Source organism: Daejeonella sp. (assembly GCF_049655485.1).
Classification (GTDB): domain Bacteria; phylum Bacteroidota; class Bacteroidia; order Sphingobacteriales; family Sphingobacteriaceae; genus Daejeonella.
This window is the reverse complement of the sequence record NZ_JBASJU010000030.1, coordinates 1-2,459: the sequence shown is the minus strand read 5'-3', so window position 1 is coordinate 2,459 and position 2,459 is coordinate 1. Positions and strand designations below refer to the sequence as shown.

Sequence of the window (2,459 nt, the reverse complement as noted above, 5' to 3'; positions counted from 1 at the left end):
ATCACGAGCCTGTGCCCTCAAATCCGCGTTATCGTCAGAATTGAAAGTTAATTGCGTAATTCCGTACCGGTCGCGCATATCAACAAAGGTCATACCTCCCAGGTCGCGTGATTTCTGCACCCAGCCTGTAAGTGTGACTTCTTTATTTAGATCCTTGATGGTTAGTTCTCCGCAAGTATGTGTTCTGAGCATAATATTCTTTAATTCTCAAAAGTACGTTTTTTGAAAAACTTGGGGTGCAATAAATACAACTTTATGCAGAGTTTGATTAGGATACAGCACCTTAGCTGACAACCAGTGGGGATCACTGATACAAAGAAGGTAACAAGGTCAATAAGAAATAGACAATAATAATATTTTATTTATAGCTTTGCCCTTATCAATAAGGGGTGCCTTGTTTGCGAAATCAAACACAAAAACAGGCTGAGATTAAACCCATCAATTAAGTTGTAAGTAATAAATTATAGGTTTTAAGTTTCCGCGCGGGGCTTTCACCTTTCAGCTTTCACTTTTCAGCTTATGAGAGCACCTGATCCGGATAATGCCGGCGTAGGGAGGTAAATGTTAAGAACTGTATAGAACCCCACTATGCAGCATGTTTAACTTTTTTTATTTATTCATTTTGAAAAACTTATTAATCATCGCTGCGGCGATCCTGATGCCGTTCATGGCTTCAGCTCAATTTTCCATTAGCGGAAAAATCACGGACAAGCTAACTGGCGCACCTCTAAGCAGGGCGGGCGTCTACCTCGAAAATTCATTCATCTCAACACAAACTGATCCATCCGGAAATTACTCATTGAAGAATTTGAGAGCGGGTAAATATGAATTACGGATTACTTATGTAGGGTATCAGACGATTCAGAAGTTGATCCTGGTTGAAGCTGATTCGAAATTAAACTTCGAACTAAGCACTAACAGCCTCCTTGCTGATGAAGTGCTGGTAAGGGCAACCCGGGCAACAGAAAATTCTGCTACCACCTACAGAAATGTCAGCAAAGAAGAGCTTGAAAAGAACAATCTTGGACAGGATTTGCCTTTCTTATTGAACCAGACTCCTTCAGTGGTTGTAAGTTCTGATGCCGGTAATGGGATAGGCTATACTGGCATACGCATCCGCGGAAGCGACCCGACAAGGGTAAACGTAACAGTTAATGGAATTCCTTATAACGACTCCGAAAGTCAGGGTACGTTTTGGGTAAACATGCCTGATTTTGCTTCGTCTGTCGATAACATTCAGATCCAGCGCGGTGTTGGCACTTCAACAAACGGTGCCGGCGCATTTGGAGGAAGTTTAAATATACAAACTACAACAAGGCGCGATTCAGCCTACGCCGAACTCAATAACACTTTCGGCTCCTACCAAACATTAAAGAATACAGTGAATGTGGGTACCGGCTTGATTAATAACAAGTTTAGTTTCGATGGCCGCTTATCCCGGATCAAGTCCGATGGCTATATTGACCGTGGCTCTTCTGACCTTAAATCCTACTTCCTGAGCGGTGCGTATTATGGCAAAACCAGCCTGCTTCGTGCAAACGTGTTCTCAGGCTCAGAAAAAACCTATCAGGCCTGGAACGGTATACCTGAAAATCTGCTGAATACCAACCGCACATTTAACAGTTTTACTTATGATGACCAAACAGATAATTATGTCCAGAATCATTATCAGCTGCTTTATTCTAAAACGATTTCCGATCGCTTTTCTGCAAATGCCGCACTCCACTATACACGCGGAAAAGGATATTATGAAGAATATCGGGAAGAGCAGGATTTAAGTAATTATGGTATTGCTCCTTATACCTTGGGAGCGACTACTATTACGGAAAGCGACCTGGTTCGGCGAAGATGGCTTGACAATGATTTCTACGGCATGACCTACTCACTTAACTATAACCCATCTGCAAACCTGAACTTCACCCTTGGCGGTGCCTACAATGAATATGACGGCGATCATTTCGGCGAAGTTATTCGCGGACAATTTATTCCCGTAGATCTGAATCTACAGCGATACTACCAGGGCAATGGCTTTAAAACGGATTTCAATGCTTATGCGAAGGCAGATTATACGCTGGGCAAACTGAACCTGTTTGCCGACCTGCAATACCGTTCAATTAATTATAAAATCAGAGGAACCGATAAAAATCGCATGATCCTTGGACAGGATGATGAGCTCGACTTTTTCAATCCTAAATTGGGTCTTAGTTACCAGATTAATCCAGGCAGCAATGTATATGCATCACTCGCTGTTGCAAACAAAGAACCAAATCGCGATGATTATATTAATTCAACACCTGCAACCCGCCCTTCGCCGGAGAATTTACTGGATCTGGAAGCAGGATACAGACTCCGAAAAGGCAATTTGTCAGCAGGATTAAACGCTTACGCGATGATGTATGACGATCAGCTGGTGCTCACTGGAAAGATAAATGATGTGGGCGAATATATCCGCCAGAATG

2 protein-coding genes are annotated in these 2,459 nt (G+C 42.6%); one reads left to right on the top strand and one right to left on the bottom strand.

Translation table 11 applies throughout. The features are described 5' to 3' along the window. Positions 1-192 (bottom strand): OB-fold nucleic acid binding domain-containing protein (locus WBJ10_RS01500; protein WP_424287792.1); only part of this gene is annotated, 192 nt, incomplete at its 3' end. Positions 193-622: 430 nt separating this feature from the next. On the opposite strand from WBJ10_RS01500, the gene WBJ10_RS01495 reads away from it, so the two are divergent. After that, positions 623-2,459 (top strand): TonB-dependent receptor (locus tag WBJ10_RS01495; protein WP_424287791.1); only part of this gene is annotated, 1,837 nt, incomplete at its 3' end.